Origin of the sequence: Amycolatopsis sp. NPDC051106, from assembly GCF_040682775.1 — a bacterium.
Lineage (GTDB): Bacteria > Actinomycetota > Actinomycetes > Mycobacteriales > Pseudonocardiaceae > Amycolatopsis.
The window spans coordinates 1-24,276 of the sequence record NZ_JBFBBQ010000119.1 but is presented as its reverse complement, the minus strand read 5'-3'; the positions used below and the strand labels follow the sequence as shown (position 1 = coordinate 24,276).

20 protein-coding genes and 1 pseudogene are annotated in these 24,276 nt (G+C 70.8%); 8 read left to right on the top strand and 13 right to left on the bottom strand.

Annotated features, from left to right (window positions below; all coding sequences use genetic code 11):
• Positions 1-286: 286 nt before the first annotated feature.
• Both AB0M83_RS43980 and AB0M83_RS43975 read right to left on the bottom strand, forming a co-directional pair.
• Positions 287-895, bottom strand: a complete 609-nt coding sequence (locus AB0M83_RS43980; protein ID WP_364527125.1) for an alpha/beta family hydrolase — start codon at positions 893-895, stop codon at positions 287-289.
• Positions 892-1,662, bottom strand: coding sequence for an SOS response-associated peptidase (locus AB0M83_RS43975; protein ID WP_364527122.1), 771 nt, complete (start codon positions 1,660-1,662; stop codon positions 892-894). Before AB0M83_RS43975 ends, AB0M83_RS43980 begins: the two co-directional genes overlap by 4 nt.
• A 117-nt stretch (positions 1,663-1,779) precedes the next feature.
• Here AB0M83_RS43975 and rsgA point away from each other — a divergent pair, with 117 nt between their 5' ends.
• The 5 genes from rsgA (at position 1,780) to AB0M83_RS43950 (ending at position 6,963) form a co-directional block, all read left to right on the top strand.
• Entirely contained in the window at positions 1,780-2,802 is a 1,023-nt protein-coding gene (gene rsgA / locus AB0M83_RS43970) for a ribosome small subunit-dependent GTPase A (RefSeq protein WP_364527119.1), read from the top strand.
• A gap of 102 nt (positions 2,803-2,904) precedes the next feature.
• Positions 2,905-3,789 (top strand): hypothetical protein, encoded by an 885-nt coding sequence (locus AB0M83_RS43965; RefSeq protein WP_364527116.1) that lies wholly within the window; start codon positions 2,905-2,907, stop codon positions 3,787-3,789.
• Positions 3,790-3,859: 70 nt separating this feature from the next.
• Positions 3,860-4,603 carry a hypothetical protein gene (locus AB0M83_RS43960; RefSeq protein ID WP_364527113.1) on the top strand — a complete coding sequence of 248 codons (744 nt, stop codon included), beginning with the start codon at positions 3,860-3,862 and terminating at the stop codon, positions 4,601-4,603.
• Between the two features lie 60 nt (positions 4,604-4,663).
• The gene (locus tag AB0M83_RS43955; protein ID WP_364527130.1) at positions 4,664-5,536 is read left to right on the top strand and encodes an NAD-dependent epimerase/dehydratase family protein; all 873 of its coding nucleotides are present in this window, start codon (positions 4,664-4,666) and stop codon (positions 5,534-5,536) included.
• A 593-nt stretch (positions 5,537-6,129) separates the two neighbouring features.
• A complete protein-coding gene (locus tag AB0M83_RS43950) occupies positions 6,130-6,963 on the top strand; it encodes an alpha/beta hydrolase (RefSeq protein WP_364527111.1) in 834 nt (277 codons plus the stop codon).
• A gap of 3 nt (positions 6,964-6,966) precedes the next feature.
• On the opposite strand, the gene AB0M83_RS43945 is transcribed toward AB0M83_RS43950, so the two are convergent.
• Positions 6,967-7,323: a VOC family protein gene (locus AB0M83_RS43945; RefSeq protein WP_284742606.1), complete on the bottom strand. Its 357-nt coding sequence runs from the start codon at positions 7,321-7,323 to the stop codon at positions 6,967-6,969.
• Positions 7,324-7,496: 173 nt separating this feature from the next.
• On the opposite strand from AB0M83_RS43945, the pseudogene AB0M83_RS43940 reads away from it, so the two are divergent.
• Positions 7,497-8,910, top strand: a pseudogene (locus tag AB0M83_RS43940) (IS1634 family transposase).
• Positions 8,911-9,397: 487 nt separating this feature from the next.
• Here the strand turns inward: AB0M83_RS43940 and AB0M83_RS43935 are convergent.
• Together AB0M83_RS43935 and AB0M83_RS43930 are read right to left on the bottom strand one after the other, a co-directional pair.
• On the bottom strand, positions 9,398-9,889 hold the full coding sequence (locus AB0M83_RS43935) for a hypothetical protein (protein ID WP_285476410.1): 492 nt from the start codon (positions 9,887-9,889) through the stop codon (positions 9,398-9,400).
• Positions 9,886-11,292 carry a wax ester/triacylglycerol synthase family O-acyltransferase gene (locus AB0M83_RS43930; protein ID WP_364527106.1) on the bottom strand — a complete coding sequence of 469 codons (1,407 nt, stop codon included), beginning with the start codon at positions 11,290-11,292 and terminating at the stop codon, positions 9,886-9,888. The genes AB0M83_RS43935 and AB0M83_RS43930 overlap by 4 nt, the downstream gene beginning before the upstream one ends.
• A gap of 34 nt (positions 11,293-11,326) precedes the next feature.
• Here AB0M83_RS43930 and AB0M83_RS43925 point away from each other — a divergent pair, with 34 nt between their 5' ends.
• Positions 11,327-12,088 (top strand): RNA methyltransferase, encoded by a 762-nt coding sequence (locus tag AB0M83_RS43925; protein WP_364527104.1) that lies wholly within the window; start codon positions 11,327-11,329, stop codon positions 12,086-12,088.
• Between the two features lie 3 nt (positions 12,089-12,091).
• Here the strand turns inward: AB0M83_RS43925 and AB0M83_RS43920 are convergent, their stop codons facing one another.
• Positions 12,092-12,466, bottom strand: coding sequence for an HAD-IA family hydrolase (locus AB0M83_RS43920; RefSeq protein WP_364527127.1), 375 nt, complete (start codon positions 12,464-12,466; stop codon positions 12,092-12,094).
• A gap of 226 nt (positions 12,467-12,692) precedes the next feature.
• On the opposite strand from AB0M83_RS43920, the gene AB0M83_RS43915 reads away from it, so the two are divergent.
• Positions 12,693-13,139: an Rv3235 family protein gene (locus AB0M83_RS43915; protein ID WP_364527101.1), complete on the top strand. Its 447-nt coding sequence runs from the start codon at positions 12,693-12,695 to the stop codon at positions 13,137-13,139.
• A gap of 200 nt (positions 13,140-13,339) precedes the next feature.
• On the opposite strand, the gene AB0M83_RS43910 is transcribed toward AB0M83_RS43915, so the two are convergent.
• The 7 genes from AB0M83_RS43910 to AB0M83_RS43880 all read right to left on the bottom strand — a co-directional run.
• The gene (locus AB0M83_RS43910) at positions 13,340-14,518 is read right to left on the bottom strand and encodes a cytochrome P450 (RefSeq protein ID WP_364527098.1); all 1,179 of its coding nucleotides are present in this window, start codon (positions 14,516-14,518) and stop codon (positions 13,340-13,342) included.
• A 65-nt stretch (positions 14,519-14,583) separates the two neighbouring features.
• On the bottom strand, positions 14,584-17,472 hold the full coding sequence (gene secA / locus AB0M83_RS43905; RefSeq protein ID WP_364527095.1) for a preprotein translocase subunit SecA: 2,889 nt from the start codon (positions 17,470-17,472) through the stop codon (positions 14,584-14,586).
• A gap of 206 nt (positions 17,473-17,678) precedes the next feature.
• Positions 17,679-18,365 carry a ribosome-associated translation inhibitor RaiA gene (raiA, locus tag AB0M83_RS43900; RefSeq protein ID WP_284747639.1) on the bottom strand — a complete coding sequence of 229 codons (687 nt, stop codon included), beginning with the start codon at positions 18,363-18,365 and terminating at the stop codon, positions 17,679-17,681.
• Between the two features lie 1,153 nt (positions 18,366-19,518).
• Positions 19,519-20,196 (bottom strand): ComF family protein, encoded by a 678-nt coding sequence (locus AB0M83_RS43895; protein ID WP_364527092.1) that lies wholly within the window; start codon positions 20,194-20,196, stop codon positions 19,519-19,521.
• A gap of 58 nt (positions 20,197-20,254) precedes the next feature.
• Positions 20,255-21,940 carry an LpqB family beta-propeller domain-containing protein gene (locus AB0M83_RS43890; protein WP_364527089.1) on the bottom strand — a complete coding sequence of 562 codons (1,686 nt, stop codon included), beginning with the start codon at positions 21,938-21,940 and terminating at the stop codon, positions 20,255-20,257.
• Between the two features lie 107 nt (positions 21,941-22,047).
• Positions 22,048-23,775, bottom strand: coding sequence for an MtrAB system histidine kinase MtrB (mtrB, locus tag AB0M83_RS43885; protein WP_364527086.1), 1,728 nt, complete (start codon positions 23,773-23,775; stop codon positions 22,048-22,050).
• Positions 23,776-23,782: 7 nt separating this feature from the next.
• A partial coding sequence (locus tag AB0M83_RS43880) for a response regulator transcription factor (protein WP_364527083.1) occupies positions 23,783-24,276 on the bottom strand: 494 nt, incomplete at its 5' end.

Sequence of the window (24,276 nt, the reverse complement as noted above, 5' to 3'; positions counted from 1 at the left end):
GCCGGGGCCCCTGTGGTGTCCTGCTCGTGCATGTCCTGCACACTGATCACGCAGCCCTTGGTTTGGCTTTCTTCCCTAGACAAGAAGAAGGATCAACCAAGGGCTGCCTGCATGATCAACCAGGGTCGCCCCAACCACCCCCTGACGTTAAAACCCAAGGACTCATTCACTGCGTCCAGCGCCAGGAATGAGTCATTCACTGCGTTCGGCGGGACGGTTGTGGCGACTCCCGCGGCGCGGAACGGGCCGCCGCGAAGCCGTGCACAACGGCCCCCGATGGGATGGTTCAGGCCAGCGGGCGCAGCACCCGGGACAGCCACTCCGTCGCCGCCCGGGACACCGTCTCCAGGTCCTTGCCCAGGTTGTGGTCGCCGTCGACCAGGACCAGTTCCTGGTGCGCCCCCACCTTCGGCCGGCCGAACGGGTCGCGTTCCCCCTGGATCACCAGGGTCGGGACCTCCACCGCGTCGAACTCCGGCTGGCGGGTCTTCTCCGGGCGGCCCGGCGGGTGTTCCGGGAACGCCAGGCACAGCACCGCCACCGCCTGCCCGGCCGTGGCCGTCCGGCAGGCCACCCGCGCCCCGGACGACCGGCCGCCGAACACGAACGGCAGGCCGTCGAACCGCTCCGACAGCTCGTCCGCGATCGTCAGCCAGGCCGCGTCCAGCTGGTTCGCCGGGGCCGGCGCGCGGCGGCCCGCCACCTTGTACGGCTGCTCGACCAGCGCCACGTGCACCCCGGCCGCCTGGGCCGCGCGCGTCACCGCCACCAGGTCCTTCGCGCCCAGGCCGCCGCCCGTGCCGTGGCCCAGCATGAGGACCGCCGTACCCTCCTCGGCGCAGTGGAGGTAGACCCGGGCCAGGCCGTGCGCGGTCTCGATCTTGAGCGCGGTCATGGCTTCGGCGCGTCGAACAACGCGCCCTCGTCCTCGAGCTGCTGCCGCGGGTCGACGCGCTCCAGCAGCTCGGGCCCGTTGTTGCGGACGTTGTTGACCAGGCTCGAGATCGGCCGCAGCTCCAGCGACGAGACGATGTCGTCCGGCGTCGGTACCAGCAGGTCCTTGACGTCCTCGCGGTCCGGGTCCAGCCAGCCGTCCCAATGGGACTTGGGCACGATCAGCGGCATCCGGTGGTGGACGTCGGTGAGCTGACCGGCGGCGTCGGTCGTGATGATCGAGAACGTGATCAGCGGCGCCGCGTCCTTGTCGTCCTTCGGGTGCCAGCTCTCCCAGATCCCGCCGAACGCGATCGACGAGCCGTCCGGGGGCGTCATGTAGAACGGCTCCTTCTCCTTGCCGGTGCGGCGCCACTCGAACCAGCCGTCGGCGGGCACCAGGCAGCGGCGCGACACCAGCGCGCGGCGGAACGCGGGCTTCTCGGCGGCTGTCTCGGCGCGCGTGTTGATCATCCGCGAACCGACGGACGGGTCCTTGGCCCAGAACGGCACCAGGCCCCACTTCATCATCCGCAGCGAACGCTCGGCGGGCTCGTCCTCGAGGACCTGACCGTCTTCGTCACGCGGGTGCCGCTGGACGACGGTGACCACGTTCTTCGTCGGCGCGACGTTGTGGTCGGCGCGCGCGTGGCCTTCGGTGAGGTCGATGGCCTCGAACTCTTCGATCAGTTTCGCCGGGTCCTTGGTGGCGGCGTAACGGCCGCACATGGCCAACCTCCTCGCGTACCGGAACAGCCAGGACGCCATCGTTACACGCAGGCCAGGGCCCTGGCGAGCGACGTGGGATCATTCGGGTGGGGCACCGGTGCACGAGAGGACGAGGGTTTGGCGCGCAACGACTGGAGCAAGCTGGACGAGTCCGACGTCCGCGTGCGTCCGGGCAAGGGCACCCGGCCCCGCAGCAAGCGCCGTCCCGAGCACGCGGACGCCGTCAACGCCATGGTCATCGGCAAGGACCGCGGGCGCTGGACCTGCGCGATCGACGCCGATCCCGACCAGGTGATCACCACGATGCGAGCCCGCGAGATGGGCCGGACGCCGGTGGTGGTCGGCGACCGGGTCGGCGTGGTCGGCGACGTCTCCGGCAAGCCGGACACCCTCGCGCGCATCATCCGCGTCGACGAGCGCAGCAGCTCCCTCCTGCGCACGGCCGACGACACCGACCCGTACGAGCGGCTGGTCGTCGCCAACGCCGAGCGCCTGCTGATCGTCACCGCGCTCGCCGACCCGCCGCCGCGCACCGGTTTCATCGACCGCTGCCTGGTCGCCTGCTACGCGGGCGGCGTGCAGCCCGTGCTGTGCCTGACGAAGGCCGACCTGGCCAGCCCGGACGAGCTGCTCGCGGGGTACGCGGGCCTCGACATCCCGGCGATCGTGACCCGGTACGACGAAGAGCCCGAGGGTCTCGCGGAGATGCTCAAGGACCGCGTGACGGCGCTGGTCGGCCACTCCGGTGTCGGCAAGTCGACATTGGTCAACCGCCTGGTCCCCAACGCCGACTTGGCCGTCGGTGTGGTGAGCGGAGTCGGCAAGGGGCGGCACACGTCCGTCGCGGCGGTGGCGCTGCCGCTGCCGGACGGCGGGTGGGTGATCGACACGCCGGGTGTGCGGTCGTTCGGCCTGGCCCACGTCACCGCGGACCACATCGTCGATGCCTTCGAGGAGTTCGCCGAAGCCGCCGAGGAGTGCCCGTCGGGCTGCGGGCACCTCGGCCCGCCCGAGGACCCGGACTGCGCGCTCGACGACGTCGTCACCGAGGGCAAGGCGAGCCCCGAACGGCTGGCGTCGCTGCGGCGCCTGCTGGCCTCGCGTAGCGGCCACGAGGTGACTCGCGTCACGGACGCGTGAGACAACCGGGAACCAGAGCCGGATCGTCACCGTCCCAGGAGTAACTATTCGTCCGATCGGGCGATAAGCCGAGCGGAAGATCCGACACTGAGGGGAATTTCGATGCGCAAGACCACCCTGGTCGCCGCGGGTGCCGCGCTGGTGCTCACGCTGACGGCCTGCAGCACCTCCGGCACCGCCGAGCCGGCCGGTGCGGGCAACCAGACCCAGGCCGGCGGCGGTGGCCTCCTGGCCTCGCCGTTCACCGACGCGATCCAGCTGGCGTCGGCGTCCAAGCAGGGCACCGAGCAGTCCAAGTCGGCGAAGTTCTCCATGGAGGGCTCCGCCGCCGGCCAGACGCTCAGCGCGACCGGCGCGATGGCCTTCGACGGCGCGAACACCAAGTTCTCGATGACCAGCACCGCGGCCGGCGAGACCACCGAGATGCGCATGGTCGACAAGGTCATGTACATCAAGCTGCCCGCCGACCAGCAGAAGCAGATGGGCACCGACAAGTCGTGGGCCAAGATCTCGGCCGACGGCACCGACCCGGTCTCGCAGGCGATGGGGAGCGCGCTGTCGCAGTCGGCGGAGCAGAGCGACCCGAGCAAGATCCTGGACCAGGTCTCCAAGGCGGGCCGGATCATCTCGTCCGACCAGACCCAGCTGAACGGCGAGCAGGTCAACCACTACAAGGTGGAGCTCGACATCGCCAAGGCGCTCGACCAGTTCACCGGCCAGATCCCGGCCGCCGCGCGCGAGCAGGTCAACGAAAAGCTCAAGGGCAAGGACCTCAAGATCCCGGCCGAGCTGTGGCTGAACAAGGACAACCTGCCGGTGCAGGTCACCATGGACCAGGGCCCGATGATGCAGGCGCTGGGCGCGCCCGCGGGCGACGCCAAGTTCACGATGAAGTACAGCGACTGGGGCACCCAGGTCGACGTGACGGCCCCGCCGGCCGACCAGGTCGTCGACCTCGGCGAGCTGATGAAGAAGGCCGGTCGCTGACCGGACGACGCTGAGTAGCAGCGGCTCCCCCGAACGGGTTCGGGGGAGCCGCTGTGTTTTTGTTGGCGCCATGCGCAAAGCCGCCGTCGTGCTGCTGCTCGTCCTGCTCGCCGGCTGCTCCGGCCCGCCGCCCCCACCCGCGTTCACCGACGCGCGGGCGCTGGCCGACGCCGCCACGGCGGCCACGACGAGCGGCGGCTCGGCGAAGTTCAGCACGGACGTCGCGGTGGGCCAGGTCCGTTCGAAGGGCCAGGGCCAGGCGCGGTTCGACCCGGCCGGGACGTCCCAGGTGATGACGACCGACTTCATCGGCGAGCCGATGGAGCTGCGGCTGGTGGCCGGGAAGCTGTACGCGAAGGTGCCGGAAGGTTCGCGCGACGAGGTCGGCGCGGTCAAGCCGTGGGTGGTCGTGGCGGCGGACGGGACCGACCCGTTCTCCCAGGTCCTCGGCGGCAGCCTCGCGCAGCTGGCGGCCCAGAACGACCCGGTGCACACGCTCGGCGAGATCCGGGCGGCGGGCTCGATCGTCTCTTCCGAGCGCGGGCAGCTGGACGGCGTGGCCGCGGAGCACTACCGGGTGGAGCTGGACCTGTCCCGGCTGGGGGCTGATCGGCCCGCCGGCCTGCCGGCGGACGCGGCCGGGCCGGGCAGGTTCCCGATGGAGATCTGGCTCGACGACGCCCACCGGCCGCTGCAGGTCGTGCTCGATCTGTCGCCGATCCTGCAGGGCGGCGAGGCCCGGATCACGACGCGGTACCGCGACTGGGGAGCACCGGTCGACGTGCAGCCGCCGCCCGCGGGCGAAGTGGGCTAGTCACGTTTTCCCGCGCTCGCTCGTCCGGGTCTCAGGCGAAAGGAGTCGGACGTGCGGGTGATGGTGATCGGGGCGACGGGCGTGCTGGGCGTGCCGGCGGTGGCCCGGCTGCTGGCGGCGGGGCACGAGGTGAGCGGGCTGGCCCGGGATGCGTCGCGGGCGCCGGCCGTCGAGGCGACCGGCGCCAAGCCGGTGCCGGGCGACTTGTTCTCGGCGTCGTCGCTGGTGACGGCGCTGCGCGGGCACGACGCGGTGCTGAACCTGGCGACGCGCATTCCCCGGAAGGTGACGAGCAAGTCCGCCTGGGCGGCGAACGACCGCGTCCGGCTGGCCGGGAGCGCGGCGCTGGCCGCGGCCGTCCGGGAGGTGCCGGAAGTGCGGATCGTGGTCCAGGAGGGCATTTCGTTCGTGTACGCGGACGGCGGCGATCGCCTGCTGACCGAGGAGGCGCCCCTGCGGCCGCGCGGAGTGACGGCGTCGTCGGTGGTGGCGCACGAGAACGTGGCGGCGCTGGAGGATCGCACGGTGGTCCGGCTCCGGATCGCGACGTTGGTGGGCTCGGACCCGCTGACGTCGGCTCTGCTGACCTCCGCCCGACGTGGGGCGCCGTTGATCATGGGATCCCGGACGGACTGGACGACGGCGATCCATCCCACGGACGCGGGGGCCGCCGCGGCGGCGGCATTGGCGGCGCCCTCGGGGGTTTACAACGTGGGGGCGCCGGCGGTGCTGAAGGCCGAACTCGGGGCGGCCATGGCGGCTGCCGCCGGGGTGCGGAAGGCGCGGGCGGTGCCGAAGTGGCTGCTCTCGCGGGTGGCGATGGCGGAGCCGATGGCCCGGTCGCAGCGGGTGGATTCGGGGAAGCTGACGGCGGTGACCGGGTGGCGGTGTGAACGGCCGGTTCCGGGACCGGAGTGGTTCACCGCGGACTGAGGTAGTGGCGGCACCCCGCTCCGGTTTCCACTGGTCGGGGGCGGGGACACGTCGGTTCAGCTCACCGGCGAGTATGTGCCGATGCCGATTTTGGTGCGCTCAACGCACCAAACGGCATCGGGGCTCCCTCGTTGGGCTGCACCGATCTCCGGTCCCGGCAAGGCGGCCCTCGCCGACCGGGACGGCGCCTAGCGTCGCCACCGCTCGCCTCACCACGGTTCGGAGTGCGCTGCCCCCGGCGAGTCGAGGCACCTCTGGCAAGGTCGCGAATGAGTCACTGGGGACCTCCGACGCCCCGAATGAGTCTTTCGTGACGTTCGAACCGCAACCAGGCGCTCGGAGGTACCAGGGGCCCACCGGACAGCCCCGGCACGTCCCGGCAAATCTGTCCCGGGCGGATATTCGGCGGGCGCAGGCCGGCGGCCTCGCCGGCGGTCGTCTTGAATGAGTCATTCAGGGCACGCGAGGTCCTGAATGACTCAATCAAGACGTTTGGCTGGGCACCACACACCCGTCAACCGGCGCCGGGACGGCCAAGCCGGCCGACAGAGCCGGACACCTGACTTGGCTCAAGATCGCTGATCTTGGGTAGGGTGCTGGCTGTTGAGCTGCGGTTTCGTCGTGTGAACGGCGAAAATCTGCGCACTGAGCGGCCGGTTCCAGGGGGCTGCCCATCGCTTCCCGGTTACGGCTTCAGCGACAAGCCGGCCGCGCCGGGGTGGGGGATCGAGCGGATATCCGACGCGTGGTGCGAGCTGATGGCCCGGCTCGGCTACCGGCGGTTCGGCGCCCAGGGCAGCGACTGGGGCACCAGCATCGCCACGAGCATCGGTCAACGGCAACCCGATCGGGTCGCCGGCATCCATCTCATACCGCCGCTCGCACCGCCCGATCCGGCCACGTTGGACGACCTCACCGGTGCCGAGCGGGCGGCGCTCGCGACACTGCGGGAGGCGGACGAATGGGGCTCCGGATACTCGGCGCAGCAGTCGACCCGGCCGCAGACGGTCGGCTACGGGCTGGTCGACTCGCCGGCCGCCCTCTGCGCCTGGATCGTCGAGAAGTTCTGGTCGTGGACCGACTCCGGTGGCGACCTGCATCGGGTTATCACCCGGGATGAGCTGCTCGACAACCTGATGCTCTACTGGCTGCCCGGCACCGGTGCCTCATCCGCCCGGCTGTACTGGGAAAGCCTCCGGCAGGTCAACGAATGGATCTCCGGGTCGGCCGGCGCGCCGGTGACCGTACCCACCGGCTGTTCGGTCTTCCCCAAGGAGCTGCAGCGCCCGTCTCGGCGGTGGGCGGAGCGCCGGTTCCCGAACATCCGGTACTGGAACGAGCCCGGCAAGGGCGGCCACTTCGCGGCGTTCGAGCAGCCGGCGTTGTTCGTCGACGAGGTCCGGTCATTCTTCCGGCTGGTCCGCTGATGGTCACCCGTACTCGGTAAGCGGCTGGCTAAAGATCAACAAGTGCCCATCGGGTGTCCGTACGTTGAAGTCGCGCATCCCGTAGGGCCGGTCAGCCGGTGGCTCGACGATGTCGGCGCCGCGGGCGCGCAGCTCGTCGTGGCAGGAATCGACGTCGTCGACGACAACCGTCACCCTGGCCGGGCCGACGCTGCTTTCGGCGTACAGGTGGAACTCGGCGGTGTCGCGGATCACGGCCGCGTAGCTAGGTGGGGTCTCCCAGGTGAATATGGTGTCGAATCCGAGCGCGTCCGTGAAGTACGACCGCGCTGCCTGCACATCTCGGCACGGCAGCACGGGAACCGCCACCCGCATGACCATTCCGTCACCTTATCTGACTTTGGCTCAAGATCGCTGATCTTGGGTAGGGTGCTGGCTGTTGAGCTGCGGTTTCGTCGTGTGAACGGCGAAAATCTGCGCACTAAGCGGCCGCTTCTAGGCTGTCTCTCGTGGCGTATGTGCGCACGGTGAAGACGGCGTCGGGGGCCAGGGCGGTGCAGATCGCGCACTCCTCGCGTCGCGGGTCGCGGGACATCGAGCACATCGGCTCGGCGCATGACGATGCGTCGTTGGAGGCGCTCAAGGCGGTGGCGAGGCAGCGTCTGGCTGTGGGGCCAGCCCGAGCTCGACTTTGGCCCGGACTTCGCGGCGTTGCAGGCCGGCAGTGGTGCTGGTGGTGGGCCGCTTGCGATCACGTCGTCGCGGATGGGGTACCTGTGGGACGCGCTCGGCCACGCCTACCAGCTGTTGGGGTTCGAGGAGGCCGCTGGTGGTGACGAGGTGTTCCGATTACTGGTGCTGGCACGGATCGTCGAGCCGACCAGCAAGCTGGACAGTCTGCGGGTGGTCGAGGAGGCAGGTTTCGACCCGCCGGCGTACGCGACCCTCAAGCGGCGTCTGCCCACGTTCGCGAAAGAGTCCTGGCGGCAGAAGTTTTGTACTTCGAGACCGATGCCGGGGACGGGTTCCGTGAGACCGGGTTCTCCAAAGAACGCCGCCTGGAGCCGCAGATCACGATCGGGCTGCTCACCGACGCAAGCGGGTTTCCGTTGATGGTTAACGCGTTCGAGGGCAACCGGGGCGAGACCACTACGATGCTGCCGACCATCCGTGCGTTCATGGATGCCCACCAGCTGGCTGATGTCACGGTCGTGGCCGACGCTGGCATGATCTCTGCGGCCAACCAGCAGGCCATCGAGGCCGCGGGGTTGTCGTTCATCCTCGGCGCGCGGATACCCGACGTGCCGTACGTGGTCCAGGCGTGGCGCCACGAGCACCCGGATGAGCAGATCCCCGACGGGCACATCTTCACCCAGCCCTGGCCTGCCGGCCCCAAGGACCAGCGCCGCGACCAGATCATCTACTACCAGTACGGGGCGGACCGGGCTCGGCGCACCCTGCACGGCATCGACGAACAGGTCGCCAAGGCCGAGCAGGCCGTCGCCGGCAAGACCGCGGTCAAACGCAACCGGTTCATCCAGCTCACCGGCGCCACCAAGAGTGTCAACCGGACCCTTGGAAGCCAAGGCACGCGCCCTTGCCGGCCTCAAAGGCTACGTCACCAACCTCCCGGACGTCACCGCCGAGTTCGTGATCGACGCCTACCACCGACTGTTCCACATCGAGAAGTCGTTCCGAATGTCTAAACACGACCTACGTGCGCGGCCGATCTACCACCACAAGCGCGAGTCGATCGACGCGCACCTGACGGTCGTGTTCGCCGCCCTGGCCGTCAGCAGGTGGATCGAGCAGACCACCGGCTGGTCGATCAAGAAGTTCGTGCGCACCACCCGCCGCTACCGCACCATCAACATCCAGGCCGGCGAGCACACCCTTACCGCCGTCGACCCGCTACCCGACGACCTCCGCGATGCCCTCACCCGCATCCACGACCGCGGTGCGCACTAATTTGAGCCAAGTCAGGCCACACACCCGTCAACCGGCGCCGGGACGGCCAAGCCGGCCGACAGAGCCGGACAGCCCGCCCGTCGCTGACAGGGTTCCGGCAAAGTGGCGGGTTCAGCCACCTGGCTTCCGCCGCGGCCGTGCAACGGATCCCAGCCCACTCGTCCGCGCCCGTGGTCCGGACGTCGCGAATGACTCATTCGGGACGCCAGACGCTCCCAATGACTCATTCGCGACACCGAACCGGCCAAGCCGGGTTCGGTGCCGCCTCCGCCTCGGCAGGGCCCGCCTCGACCGGCGTAGCCGGATACAGAGGTCGCCGCACCGTTGGCCTGCGCCGGGACGGCCAAGCCCGCCGACAGAGCCGGACAGCCCCCGCCCGTCCCTGGGGGGCGTGCCCAGCTCCAGTCTATCGGCCACCCCCGACGAAACCCCCGGTCAAGCCGCCGCATCTCCAAGTTGTCCACAATAAAACCCACCTGTGGACAACTCAGAGCAGCTCCAGCAAGAACGGCAGTTCCTGCGGCGCGTACCAAGCCAACTCGTGGTCCTCGGCATCCCCCAAGGTGAACTCCGCGTCCGGATCCCCGAGGTCCGCCGCGTCGATCACCGCCGCCGCCGCGGAGACCGCGTCCGCCGCCTCCGATGCGTCCACGTGGATCGCCGCCACCGCCGACAGGGGGATCGGTCCGCCGATGCGGACCACCGGTGCGTCCAGGTCCGGCCGGAGCGTCACCCCCGCCACGTCCGCCGAAATCACCACCCGGCGTGGCTCACCCTTCTCCTCCGCCGCGATCAGCCGCAGGGAGGCCCGGGCCGCGTCCAGCAACGCCGCGTACTCCAGCTCTTCGTCCGTGCCGCTCGCGTACGCCTCGCGCAAAGCCGGCGTCAACGCGAACGCCGTTCCGCTGCGGGCGCGGAACTCCCCCGAGGATTCGAGGTCGCGAAGCATCGCGATGGTCGCAGGCAGATAGACCCTCACCAGTGCGCACCCTTCAGCTCTTCCAAGGACTCTTCGATCATCCCGGCCACGAGGTCGACGTCGAACGCGGCCTTGCGGTCGCCGTTCAGTCCGAAGTAGACGCCGCCGTGGTAGGACGTCACCCCGATCGCCAGCGCCTGGGTGCGCATCAGCGGCATCACCGGGAACATCTCGACCAGTCTGGCCTGTCCCGCGTACATCGGCACCTGCGGGCCCGGCGAGTTGGTCACCATGACGTTGAAGATGCGCCCGGACAGCGACCCCGCCGCCCGCGCCCCCAGTGAATGCAGGGTAGCCGGGGCGAAGCCGCCCACCTTGAGCAGCCCGCGCGCCGTCACCGAACGTCCCGAGTCGAGGTGCTCGGCCATCGCGTGGCCGATGTGCTGCAGCCGCAGCACCGCGTTGGGCTCGCCGACCGGCAGGTCCACCAGGTACGCGGCCACCTGGTTGCCGACCAGCGCCGGCGTCGAGTACTCCGCCGTCTCCGCGTCGCGGACCGCCAGCGGCACCAGCGCGCGGATCGTCGCGTTCGGGGTCAGCGACTCCTCGCGCGAAAGCAGCCATTCGCGCAGCGCGCCCGTGATCGCCGCGAGGACGACGTCGTTGACCGTGCCGCCGTGCGCCGCGCGGATCTTGCGGAAGTCCTCGAGCCGCGTCCGCACCACCGAAAACACGCGACCGCCGGACACCCGGACGTTCAGCGGCCCGGTCGGCGCCGGGGTCACCAGCGTCCGCAACGTCGACGCCACTCCGCCGACGGTCTCGGCGAACTTGCCCGCCGCTGCGAACGCGTCGTTCGCCGCCGAGCGGACGTTCTCCACGACCTCGCCCGGCCGCTGGACGCCTTCGCTGACCGCGTCCAGCACCAGCTGCGCGCGGCTCGGCTCGCGGCGCGGCGTCCAGATGTCCTCGAACGGCTCCGGTTCGGCCGGTGTCGGGTCGAGGATGAGCTGCCCCAGGTCGATCGTGCCGACACCGTCCACAACGGACTGGTGGGTCTTGGTGACCAGTGCCACCCGGTCGCCCGCCAGGCCCTCGATGAAGTAGGCCTCCCAGAGCGGCCGCTCCGGCGCCAGCCGCCGCGACATCAGCCGCGCGACCAGGTCGAACAGCTGGTCGTCGCTGCCCGGCTGGGGCAGCGCCGAACGCCGGACGTGGTAGCTCAGGTCGAAGTCGACGTCGTCCACCCACACCGGCCGCGCGAGGTGGCCGGGCACCTCCGCCACGCGCTGGCGGTAGCGCGGCAGGTACGCCAGCCGCGCCCCGACGAGGTCGAGCAGCTGCGCGTAGCCGAACCCGGAGCGCGGCCGCTCGAAGATCGCCACCCCGCCGACGTGCATCGGCGTCGCGTGGTCCTCGACGTAGAGGAACGAGGCGTCCAGCGCGGACAGGCGGTCGGGCATGAGCCGATCCTTACACAATGCGAGACTGCGGGGCGTGGGTGATGAGTCGACGATCTCGCCGAAAGACCGCTTCCTGACCGTCTACGGCCGGAAGCCGGTGCTCGAAGCGCTGGCCGACGACGGCCTGCGGGTGGACAAGGTGATCCTCGCCGACACCGCCCGCGGCCCCGGCGCCGCGGAGATCCAGCGCGCGGCCAAGGAAGCGGGCGTGGCGGTGCAGCGCGCCAGCGCCCACCGGGTCAAGGTGCTCGCCGGCAACGGCAAGCAGGACCAGGGCGTGCTTGCCGACGTCGTCGCGCCGCGGATGCGCGCGCTCGAAGCCGCGCTGTCGGATCGGCGCCCGCCGTCGCGCGTGCTCCTGCTCGACGGCATCACCACGCCCGCGAACGTCGGGATGATCCTGCGCACGGCGACCGCCGCCGGGCTCGACGGCGTGATCGTGCCGCGACGCGGCGTCGCGGCACTCGACCCGATGGTGGTCAAGGCCTCGGCCGGCGTCGCGTTCCGCGCGCCGGTGCTGCGGTGCGGTTCCGCTCGCGACGCCGCCGAAATGCTCACCGATGCCGGCTACGGCCTTTACGCGCTCAGCGCGTCGGCACGCACCACGGTTTTCGACGTGGACCTGCCGCAGCGCGCCGCGTTCGTGCTCGGCGGCGAGACGGCCGGAGTCGGGACCGAAGTCGGCGAACTCGTCACGGAATGGGTGTCGATTCCGATGCCGGGTGACGTCGAGTCGCTGAATGTCTCAGCGGCCGCGGCGGTCCTGTCTTTCGAACTGGTCCGCCGCGCGCGGTGACACTCACCCGTCCGGGAACAGCACGGCGAGCTCGGTGAGCGTTTCCCCGACCGACCGGTGGTGCACGCCGACCATGCCGACCTGGACGGCGCCGCGGATGTTCGCGGCGGAGTCGTCGACGAACGCGCACCGCACGGCGGGCAGGCCGAGCCGGTCGGCCGCGATCAGGTAGACGGCGGGATCCGGTTTGGCGACCCCGACCTCGCCGGAAAACACGAGGGCGTCGAAATAGTCGAACATGGTGTTCTTGACCTCGGCCGACGCTCCCGGGGCGTTCGACAGCAGCGCGGTGCGGACCCCCCGCTCGCGCGCGGCCACGAGGTAGTCGTAGAAGCGGCCGGCGTCGGGATCGGTGAGGACTCCGGCGAAATCGACCAATAACCCCTTCAGCACCCGGCACACCATAGCCGGGGCGGCGACGCGGTGTCTCGCACAGCGCAACAATGGCCCGCACTTACCGCACCGGCATCGGCGAATCCATGGCTTCGGCGGTTCTTTCCCGAATCGGGCGATTCCCGTCGCCTTTCGGACCGGTTCCCCCTCTAAGCCGTGGCGGTGGCGAAATGCCGCCGCGGGAGGGGAGGAAATGTCCGAGGAACACCGCGTGAGAACGCTGGTCCACAACGAAGTGCCGCGCCGGGCCGAACGGCCGCCGGCGGTGACGGGGTCCGGACACCGCCGCGGCGACGCCCGGTGGCCCGCGCCGAGGCAGCTCGAGGCGGGCGACGTGGGCCGCGTGCTGAACATGCTGCTGGAGGCGTACGACGGCCGGCGGCCGGCACCGCAGATCCGCGGGCTGGTGGCGCCGGAGGTCTTCACCGGCCTCAGCGGGCCGCACCTGGCCCGGCCGCGGCACCGGATGCGCCGGGTGCACGTGTGCACACCGGTGCCGGGCGTGATCGAGGCGTGCGCCCGCGTGGAGGCGGACGGCCGGTCGTTCGCACTGGCGGCCCGCTTCACCCGCACCCCGGTGGGGTGGCAGTGCGTGCGGTTCGCGCTGCTGAAGCCGGGGCGGCCGGACCAGCAGACCCGCCGCCCGGCGGCCGCGTGAAGCGCCGGCGGGCCGCCCGCGCACCGCCGCGATTCCGTCGAGATCGGACGGTCGCGGCTGGTTCAGAATGGCCAAGCCGGCAGAACCGCCGCCCGGCGGCGGCGTGAGCCGCCTCCCGGCGGCCCGCGCACCGCCACACTCCCGACCGCCAAAGTCTCTGAAGGCCACCATGAGAGCACTGGATGCCCTCATGGTGGCCTTCAGAGCACGACCGGGAGCTTCGCCAAGCCGCGCAGGGTCGTCGTCGCCGTCCACTCGGGAGCTCCCGCCGGCCGCATCTCCGGCGCGCGGCGGGCCAGCTCGCGGAACACGATGCGGGCCTCCAGCCTCGCCAGCGGGGCGCCGAGGCAGAAGTGGATTCCCTGGCCGAACGCCAGGTGCCGCCCCGGGGGCCGGAGCGGGTCGAACGACTCCGGGTCCGGGCCCGCCGCCGGGTCGCGGTTGGCCGCTCCGATCAGGACGATCGCCTGGCTGCCCGCCGGCACCCGCAGCCCACCCAAAGCCGTGTCGCGCAACGCTGTCCGGGCCGTCAGCTGGACCGGGGAGTCGTAGCGCAGCACCTCCTCCACCACCCGCTCGGGCGCCGCCGCGCTCAACCCGTTGTGGCGCAGCATCGCCAGGACTCCGTTGCCGATCAAGTTCGTCGTCGTCTCGTGGCCGGCGATCAGCAGGAGCGTCAACGTCACCAGCAGCTCGCCCTCGCTGAGCACGTCACCCGCGTCGGACACCGCCACCAGCGCGGACAACAGGTCGTCGCCCGGCTCGTGCCGCCGCTGCTCCGCCAACGAGCGGAAGTAGCCGACGAACGACTGCCGCGCCCGGACCGCCGGCTCGATCGTGTCCGGGTGCTGCAGGAACGGCGGGTCCAGCGCCCGCGCCATCGCGTGCGACCACTCCGCGAAGCGCTCGCGGTCGTCCAGCGGCACGCCGAGCAGCTCCGCGATCACCTCGACCGGCAACGGCTTCGCCAGGGACGTCATCAGGTCGGCCTCGCCCCGCATGCCGTCGACGAGTGACGCGGTGAGCTCCTCGATCCGCGGCGTCAGCCGCTCGACCATCCGCGGCGTGAACGCCTTCGCCACCAGCCGCCGCAGCCGCGTGTGGTCGGGCGGGTTCAGGGACAGGAACGCCCGGACCACGCGTCCCGATTCGTCGACCGGCTGGTCCGGAAGCCGGTCCGCCGGATCCAGGTACTCCGGTTCGGGGTGCCCGAAGGCAGGGTCGCGCAGCACCTGCGTCGCCTCGGCGAACCCGCTGACCGCGAACATCCGCTCGGCCAGTTCCGCGACCGGGAAACGCTCGCGCCACCTCCGGTAATGCGGGTACGGATCCGGCCGCCGCCCGGCACCGAACAACGCGAAGAACTCCTGCGGATCCACTAATTGCTCCCCTGGCAACAAAAACAGGGCCGGGGTGCGCGTGCACCCCGGCCCTGTTCACTACGTCAGCGACGCGGGCCCTTCTTGCCCTTCTTCTGGGCGTCACGCTGCGCGGCACGACGGTCCCGGCGGGTTCCCCCGCCGCCGCCCGCGGCCTGCGCCCCGCCGTCGGCGTGGGACTCGACCTCGCCGTCCTCGCCCGGGCCGGACAGCGTCACGCCCGACGGCTGGCCACCGCCGCCGAGGCCCTTGCCGCGCAGGGCGGCCGGGACGGACTCGGTGTCGGTCGTCGGCGGCTGCGGCGGCGCCGGCCGCGCGTGCCGGCCTTCCGAAGGCGCTGCCTGGCCGTTGCCCGAAGCGACGCCCGTGGGCAGCGCGGCGGCGTCTTCCGCCGGCGGCGCCTCGGCCCGCTCGACCTGCAGGTTGAACAGGAAGCCGACGGCCTCCTCCTTCAGCGAGTCGAGCATCGCGCGGAACATGTCGAAGCCCTCGCGCTGGTACTCGATCAGCGGGTCGCGCTGCGCGAGCGCCCGCATGCCGATGCCCTGCTTGAGGTAGTCCATCTCGTAGAGGTGCTCGCGCCACTTGCGGTCCAGGACCGTCAGCATCACCTGGTGCTCCAGGGTCCGCATGCCGTCCGGGCCGACGAGCGCGTTGATCTCCGCTTCGCGCTTGTCGTAGGCGTTGCGGGCATCCTGCACCAGGGCGTCACGCAGGCCCTGCGCGTCGAGGTCGCCGTCCTCCATCAGGTCGTCCCAGTCGATGCTGACCGGGTAGAGCTGCTTCAGGGCCGTCCACAGCTTCTCGTGGTCCCAGTCCTCGGCGTAGCCGTTGGCGGTCGCGCCGTCCACATAGGCGTTGACGACGTCGACGAGCATGCCCTCGATCTGCTCGCGCATGTTCTCGCCGGCCAGGACGCGGTGGCGCTCGGCGTAGATCACCTTGCGCTGCTCGTTCATGACCTCGTCGTACTTGAGGACGTCCTTGCGCTGCTCCATGTTGATCTGCTCGACCTGGGTCTGCGCGCTCTTGATGGCCTTGGAGACCATCTTGTGCTCGATCGGCACGTCGTCGGGCAGCCGCATGGTCGTCATGACGCGCTCGACCATCGTCGCGTTGAAGCGGCGCATGAGCTCGTCACCGAGCGAGAGGTAGAAGCGGGACTCGCCGGGGTCGCCCTGGCGGCCCGATCGGCCGCGGAGCTGGTTGTCGATGCGGCGCGACTCGTGCCGCTCGGTGCCCAGCACGTACAGGCCGCCGGCCTCGCGGACCTCTTCGGCCTCGGCCTTCGACTCCGCCTTGACCTGCTCCAGGACCTCGGGCCACGCGGCCTCGTACTCCTCGGAGTGCTCGACCGGGTCCAAGCCCCGCTCCCGCAGCACCTGGTCGGCGATCAGGTCGGGGTTGCCGCCCAGCACGATGTCGGTACCGCGGCCCGCCATGTTCGTGGCGACCGTGACGGCGCCCTTCTGGCCGGCCCGCGCGACGATCAGCGCCTCGCGGTCGTGGTGCTTCGCGTTCAGCACCTCGTGCGGCACGCTCAGCTTCACCAGCAGCTTCGACAGCCGCTCGGACTTCTCGACGCTCGTCGTGCCGACCAGGACCGGCTGGCCCTTCTCGTGCCGCTCGGCGATGTCCTCGGCGACCGCCTCGTACTTCGCTTCTTCGGTCTTGTAGATCAGGTCCGGCTGGTCGGCGCGGACCATCGGGCGGTTCGTCGGGATCGGCACCACACCCAGCTTGTAGGTCTGGTGGAACTCCGCGGCCTCGGTCTCGGCCGTACCGGTCATGCCGGACAGCTTCTCGTAGAGGCGGAAGTAGTTCTGGAGCGTGATCGTCGCCAGCGTCTGGTTCTCGGCCTTGATCTCGACCTTTTCCTTGGCCTCGATCGCCTGGTGCATGCCCTCGTTGTAGCGGCGGCCGACCAGGATGCGCCCGGTGAACTCGTCGACGATCATGACTTCGCCGTTGCGGACGATGTAGTCCTTGTCCTTGTGGAAGAGCTCCTGGACCTTCAGCGCGTTGTTCAGGTAGCCGACCAGCGGGGTGTTCGCGGCCTCGTAGAGGTTCTCGATGCCGAGCTGGTCCTCGACGAACCGGACGCCCTTCTCGGTGACGGCGACGGTGCGCTTCCGGACGTCGACCTCGTAGTGGTACTTCGAGTTGATCAGGTTCGCCTTCTCGGTGCGCTCCCGCGACCCCATGTTCGTGGTGTCGATGCCGTTCATCAGCGGGGCGAGCCGGGCGAACTCCACGTACCACCGCGACGACTGGTCCGCCGGGCCCGAGATGATCAGCGGCGTCCTGGCCTCGTCGATGAGGATCGAGTCCACCTCGTCGACGACGGCGTAGTAGTGCCCGCGCTGCACGCAGTCGTCGAGGCTCCACGCCATGTTGTCGCGCAGGTAGTCGAAGCCGAACTCGTTGTTCGTGCCGTAGGTGATGTCGGCGTTGTACTGGGCGCGCCGGACCTCCGGCTGCTGCTCCGAAAGGATGACGCCGACCTCGAGGCCGAGGAACCGGTGGATGCGGCCCATCCACTCCGAGTCGCGCTTGGCCAGGTAGTCGTTCGTCGTGACGACGTGGACGCCCTTGCCGGGGATGGCGTTGAGGTAGGCCGGGAGGACGCAGGTCAGCGTCTTGCCCTCACCGGTCTTCATCTCGGCGACCTGGCCGAGGTGCAGCGCCGCGCCGCCCATGAGCTGGACGTCGAAGTGGCGCTGGCCGAGCACCCGCTTGGCCGCTTCCCGGACGACCGCGAAGGCCTCCGGCAGCAGGTCGTCGAGCGACTCGCCCTCGCCGTTCCGCTTGCGGAACTCATCGGTCTTGGCCCGCAGCTCGGCGTCGGTCAGGTCCTTGACGTCGTCTTCGAGGGTGTTGATGTGATCGGCGATGTTGCGCAGCCGCTTCACCATCTTGCCCTCACCCGCGCGGAGCAGGCGGTTCAGCACCATCCGGTCGACCTCACTAGCTGATCATGAGTGCGCCCGGGCCGGTCCCGGGCAGGTTTTCCCGCGGCGGCCGCCGTGGTCGGCGCCACCGTCCCACCCCATCGTAGGGAACGGCAGGCGTCGTGTGCACACGCCGTAGGTCCTGACGTGCGGATGGCCCGCACGCGAGCCGCGTGCGGGCCATCCGGCAGGCCTCCTTCAGTACCGGCTCAGCCGAGCCGGATCACGCCGTAGTCGAAGCCTTTCCGCCGGTAGACCACGCTGGGCCGGCCCGCGTCCGAGTCGTTGAAGAGGTAGAAGTCGTGGCCGACCAGCTCCATCTCGTAGAGAGCCTGGTCCACCGTCATGGGCTCCGCGGTGTGCTGCTTCTCGCGAACGACGCGACCGGGCTGGTGACCGAGGTCGTCGTCGGCCCAGCTCTGCTGCTGGGGCAGATGGATCTCTCCCGCACTCGCGAAGCCGTTCGTCTGCGGTTCGGCTTCGGGTGCTTCCAACACCGCGGTACGCGCGGCGGGACTGGCTGCGGCCGGGGATCCACCACCCGGCAGCACCGAGGTCGCTTCGGCGACCGATTCCGGGCGGCTGCGCCCGTAGTGCACGCGCCTCCGGTCGTGTGTCCTCCGCAGCCGGTTTTCCAGCTTGGTGACTGCGGAATCGAGCGCTGCGTAGAAGTCGGCGGCACACGCTTCAGCGCGGACGGCCGGGCCACGCCCCTTTCCGGTGATTTCGACGCGCTGGCAGCTCTTGGCCTGGCGCCGATTGGGTTCGTGGAACAGTTCCACGTCGTACCGGATGACTTTCCTGTCGTAGCGCTCGAGGCGGGCCAGCTTTTCGCTGACGAGTGCCCGATAGTGCTCGGGCACCTCTACGTTGCGGCCCTTAACGACGATGTCCATACACGACCTCCCTCGCTGAGATGACTGCGAGCTGTTGAGTTCACACACGGCGCCGGTGTAGCGGGGACGGAAGCCCGGATCGCGGGCTGAGAAGGAACTCGGGAACGGTTCACGACGTCTCGTGCCGGGAGCCCGAGCGCGGACTCAGCGCACCTCCGGCGCCAGGGACATGGGCTCGTCACCTCCCTGCCTGCGGGGATTGCTGATAGCGGAGCACGTTAGCTTCCTCACGCCCGTTGCAACAGCCCCCGAGCCGGGGGATGTCGAGGAATGAGACTCCGTCACCCCGCGCAGTGAGCGGAGGGTGAACACCAGAAAACTCCCGCTGGTCGGGCGGGGCGCGATCGCCGCGGGTTCACACGGACGGCGCAGCGCCGCCGGCTGGTGGACGCCGAGGGTGATGGCCACGTCCGCCGCATCCGCCACCCCGGTGGAGTGGCGCGGCGGCCGAGTGTTGGTGATCGACACCCTCATGCCCGGACAACGGCCGCGAGGCTGGTTGCGTTCCCGGCGGATGTCACTCGTGTAGGTGACGTTGGGGTCACCCGGGTGCGGAGTGAGGGCGGGGTCGTGGGCGCGGTGGTGGGTTTGCGGTGGTCGGCGCGGCTGTGCGCGAGCAGGGACGGCCTGCCACACCGACGGGGGAAGTCGAACGCTGGTCAGGTGGCCGGCCTCGCCGGTGGCTGCCGCGCCCGGTCGTCACCGGACCGGCAGTGCGCAGAGCCGCAGCCGGGCCGGTTGCCGACGCGGTGAGTTGCGCGCGAGCGGTGATGACCGCTTCGCCGACGGGTGGAGCCGGGCGCTGGTCAGGGCGGCCGGCCTCGCCGGCGGCTGCCGCGCCCGGTCGTCACCGGATCGCAAGCGCAGGACCGCAGCCGGGCCAGTTGCCGACGCGGTGAGTTGCGCGCAGGAACAGTGGTCGCCTGCCACACCGACGGGTGAAGCCGGGCGGGCAGCCGCGGCAGTGCCGCGGCCGGCGGTGGGCAGAACCGCCGCAGCCGTCTCGCGCGGAACCGCTGCCGCCGAGGCCGGTGGCACGGATGGCAGCGGCGGGCGACCGGCGGCGGGGTCCTCAGCGCCGGGCCGGGCACTGCTGAGCCATGCCGCCTACCGAGCAGCGCTGCGGCCGGCACCCGCACCTGAGAACCACGAATCACCCGGCCGCGAGCAGCGTCAGCACCGCGGCGACCTCGATCCCCTCCCCCTCCAACGCTCGCACGCAAGCGGCCGCCGTAGCCCCGGTCGTGATCACGTCGTCCAGCACCACCACCGGGAATCCCGGCGGTGGACGCCCCGCTTCGCGGAACCGCAGCCGGCCCGCGAGGTTGGCCGCCCGCTCCGCGCGATCCAGGCCGACCGCGTCACGCGCGCCGCCCGTCAGCTCCAGGGCCGGGGCCACCGCGACTTCGAAACCCCAGCCCGCCAGGACGCTCGCCGCCGCGGCGGCCAAGCGCTCCACGTGGGGTCCGCCGCGTACCCGGGCCGCCGATCGACGGCTCGGGGCCGGCACCAGGCAAACAGCCCCCGCGGAGTCCGAGCCGTTCCGGGCACCTGCGCAAGCGCGCAGCGGCAGGACGACCAGCGCCTCCGCCAACGCCCGCCCCAGGGATGCGGCCAGATCCCGGCGCCCGCGTTCCTTGTAGGCGATCAGCAACCGCCGCGCCACGCCGCGGTACCGGGCCAGCGCGAACACCCGCGCCACCCCGGCCACCGGGACCCGGACGACCTCGGACACCGAACCCCACACCCCCGCGCACCGGGCGCAACACGGCGCTCCGCGGGCCCCGCAGCCGGCGCACCGGGCGGGGATCAGCAAATCGAGCAGCAGCACACGGACAGTGTCCCCGCCACCACCGACAGTTTTGGAAGCTCAGCCGAAACCGGCCTGATCAGCCCGGGTAGAACGGATCCGCGTCCTTCATCGAGTGGGCCTGCGGCCGCCACACCTCACCCAGCGCCGACGCCACCCACAGCCCGTTCGCGTCCGCCACCACGATCGCGCGGCTCGGCGCCGCCGTCACGCCGTGGACCTGGGGCGTCAGGTTGGAGCTGTTGAACGCGTCCATCCGCTGCCCGTCCACGGTCACGCGGACCACCGGCTGGGACGGCGACCTCGTCGCCACCACCAGCATGTCCTGAGCCACCCAGTCCACGTCGACCACGTCGTTGAGGTCGTGCGGCTGCAGCAGCCGCGGCTCGCGCAGGGCCACCGAATCGCCGGTGCCGACCACCGACGCCACCCACAGCTGCCCCTTCACCACCGCCGCCACCCGGGCGCCGTCGCGGGAGAACCGCAGCTCCGTGATGTCACCCTGCTGGGTGAGGTCCGTCGCGTTGACCACCAGCGCCGTCCACTGGTTGTCCTGGTTCACCACCATCCGGCCCACCGACGTGCGGTCGACCACCGTCCACACCTCACCGGTGCCCGGCCGCCACGTCGGCCGGCTCAACGTCGACCCGGCCAGGCCCGCCGGCGGCAGGTCGTGTCCCAGGTCGCCGATGCGAAGCCGGACCCGGCCGCTGTCGCGCTCCACGACCGCCAGGCGCTTCCCGTCGATCGACTGGGCCGCGCTCACGACGTCGTAGCCGCCGTTGCCCGCCGGGCCCCCGACCGGGGCACCGTCACTCAGGGACCGCACCCGGCCGTCCACCGTCATCAGGCCCTGCAGCACCAGGTTCGGCGACAGGTTCGCGCCGTAGGAGGGCAGGTCGTTCGACCGCCAGTCCGGGTGGTTCGCGACCAGCGGGGCGCCGTCGGCGAGGATCCGGATCCGCGCCGACGTCACGTACTGCAGCGTGAGGACGATCTGCGCGGCGATCAGGTTCCGGATGTCGTCGGCGACCCCGGACAGCCCGGTCAGCGGCACCAGCAGCGTCCCGTCGTCGAGGCTCTTGACGTTCGTGTCGATCTCCACCGGCTCGCCGAGCAGGTTCTTCACCGACCCGGCCAGGCTCGTCGACGGCCCGTTGACCAGCAGGTACATCACCCGGCTCGGCAACCCGGACTGCGGCTTCGCGACGACGTAACGCCGATCGGGGACGAACGTGGCCGACTGCTCCGAGTAGAAGTTCACCGGCACCGCGGTGTAGTTCTCGCTGAAGTCGGACTCGGTCGCGTACAGGTCCGGCGGCGGGTCGACGATCCGCCACTGGCCGTTCGCCTGCTTGCGAACCTTGATCTTGAGCGCCGCCGGGCTGTAGTCCGGCACGAACGCGCTGTTCTGGTCGAGCGTGCCGATGTCGATCCCGCGCACGTTGACGACGAGGGTGTTCGGGTCCGGCTGCGGAGCCGGGTCGTAGACCGTGCCGAAGGTGTCCTGGATGATCGTCAGGCTTCGGCTCGGGCGCCAGTTCGCCCGGCCCTGCTCGTCGAGGTACGCGCGGGCGGCGGCGTTGTTCTGGCCCGGCTTCAGCGTCGCGCCGACGAAGTCGCGCACGAGGGTGAGCGGGTCGCTGTTGGGCTTCGGTTCCGGAACGACGTCGCCCGAGCCCTGGCCCTGGCGTTCGCCGGAGACGACGACGGGCTGCGACTCCAGCGGCACGTTCGCACAGCCGGCGACCAGCACCAGGCACATCGCCACAGGCAGCAGCAGCCGCCTACCCCTCCGAAAACCCTGTGCCAACCGGGGCTCCGCCCCGGGCCGGGGGCTCCGCCACCCGGACCCCCGAAAAGCGTGTTGTGTCACTGACCGATTTCCTCACGTTCCGCGAAGATCGCCTCGGGCGCCGGCGTGATCTCGATCAGCCCGAGGGGCACCTCGGCGGCCACGCGGTCGGGCGGCGGCAGCGCCAGCGGCGGGTCGCCGACAGGCACGTCCTGCCGGCGCGGCAGCACGAGCCGGAAGCACGCGCCGTCGCCGGGCTCGCCCCACGCGTCGAGCTCGCCGCCGTGCAGGCGCGCGTCCTCCTGACTGATCGCCAGGCCGAGCCCGGTGCCGCCGGTGCGCCGGTTGCGCGACGGGTCGGCGCGCCAGAACCGGTTGAACACCAGGTCGGCCTCGCCGGGCCGCAGGCCGACGCCGTGGTCCCGGACGGTCACCGCGACCGCGGTCTCGTTGGCCCCGACGGTGAGCACCACCGGCCGGCCTTCGCTGTGGTCGACGGCGTTGCCGAGCAGGTTGCGCAGGATCCGCTCGACGCGCCGGGCGTCGACTTCGGCGATGACCTCCTCGTCGGGCAGCACGAGCTCCACCGAACTGCCCGCGTTGCCGGCGATCACCCGCACCTGCTCGACCGCGCGGGTGGCGATCGGGCGGACGTCGATGAACTCCGCCGACAGGTCTTCGACACCGGCGTCGAGCCTGCTGATCTCCAGCAGGTCGCCGAGCAGCGACTCGAACCGGTCGAGCTCGTCGACCAGCAGCTCGGTCGAGCGCGCGAGCCCGGCCGGGAACTGCTCGCGCGACGCGTGCAGCACGTCCGCGGCCATCCGGACGGTCGTCAGCGGCGTGCGCAGCTCGTGCGAGACGTCGGAGGTGAACCGGCGCTGCAGCCCGCCGAAGTCCTCGAGCTGGCGGATCTGGCGCTGGATGCTCGCGGCCATCCCGTTGTAGGACACCGCGAGCTTCGCCAGGTCGTCCTCGCCGAGCACGGTGAGGCGCTGGTCGAGATCGCCGCCGGCGAACTGCTCGGCCGCCGCGGCGGCCTGCCGGACCGGCCGGACCACCTGCCGCGTCACCAGGTTCGTGATCCCCGCGAGCAGGAGCAGCAGCACCAGCCCGCCGACCAGCAGCGTGTTCTGCACGGTCGCGACGGTGTTCTGCTCGGTCGTCAGCGGGAACAGCAGGTAGAGCTGCAGCGGGCTGGCGACGGTGTTGAGCGGCGTGCCGACGATCAGGTACGTGGTGCGCCCGCCGTCGGTGTCGCTGACCGTGTGCTCGAGCCAGCTCATCTCGTTGGCTTCGACGAACTGGCGCAGCCGCGGCGGCACGTTCTGGAACGGCCCGGCCGACGTGGGTTCCTTGCCGGACTGGTCGTGGCCACCGCTGGCCAGCACCGGGACGAACGTGCCGGCCGCCGAGCCGGCCGCGTCCTGGCTGGTCGGCGTGATCGCGATCTTCTTGAGCGCGTTCTGGAGGCGGCCGGTCATCGCCTCGTCCGTCTCGCCGCCAAGGCCGACGAGCTCGCCGGCGGCGGTGTCCGCGGCCGCGCGAGTCTGCGCGAAGGCCGCTTCGCGCTTGGTGTCCAGCAGGCGCTCGGTGATCTGGTTCTGCAGCACCATGCCGAGCACGAAGACCACGGCCGAGGACAGCGCGAGCGTCGAGATGGTAACGCGGAACTGCAGCGAGTGCTTCCACAGCTCGTTGAACGCGACCGCGCGACGGCGCGCGAAAACGACGACACGCCGCACCAGGCGTGCCGTCGAACGCGCGAACGCGGGGAGCCGTCTACCGGTCTCCGTGGTGGTCATCGACTCCTCACGGTGGGCCGGCCTTGTACCCGACACCGCGAACGGTCAACACCACCTCGGGGTGTTCCGGGTCCTTCTCCACCTTGGAACGCAGCCGCTGGACGTGCACGTTCACCAGGCGGGTGTCCGCCGCGTGCCGGTAACCCCACACCTGCTCGAGCAGCACCTCGCGGGTGAACACCTGGCGCGGCTTGCGGGCCAGCGCCACCAGCAGGTCGAACTCCAGCGGGGTCAGCGGGATGGCCTTGCCCTCGCGCGTGACCTCGTGGCCCGGCACGTCGATCGCCAGATCGCCGATGGTGAGCGACTCCGCGGGCTCGGCCTCGGTGCGGCGCATCCGGGCCCGGACCCGCGCGACCAGCTCCTTCGGCTTGAACGGCTTGACGACGTAGTCGTCCGCGCCGGGCTCCAGGCCGAGGACGATGTCGACGGTGTCGCTCTTGGCGGTGAGCATGACGATCGGCACCCCGGACTCGGCGCGGATCGCCTTGCAGACGTCGA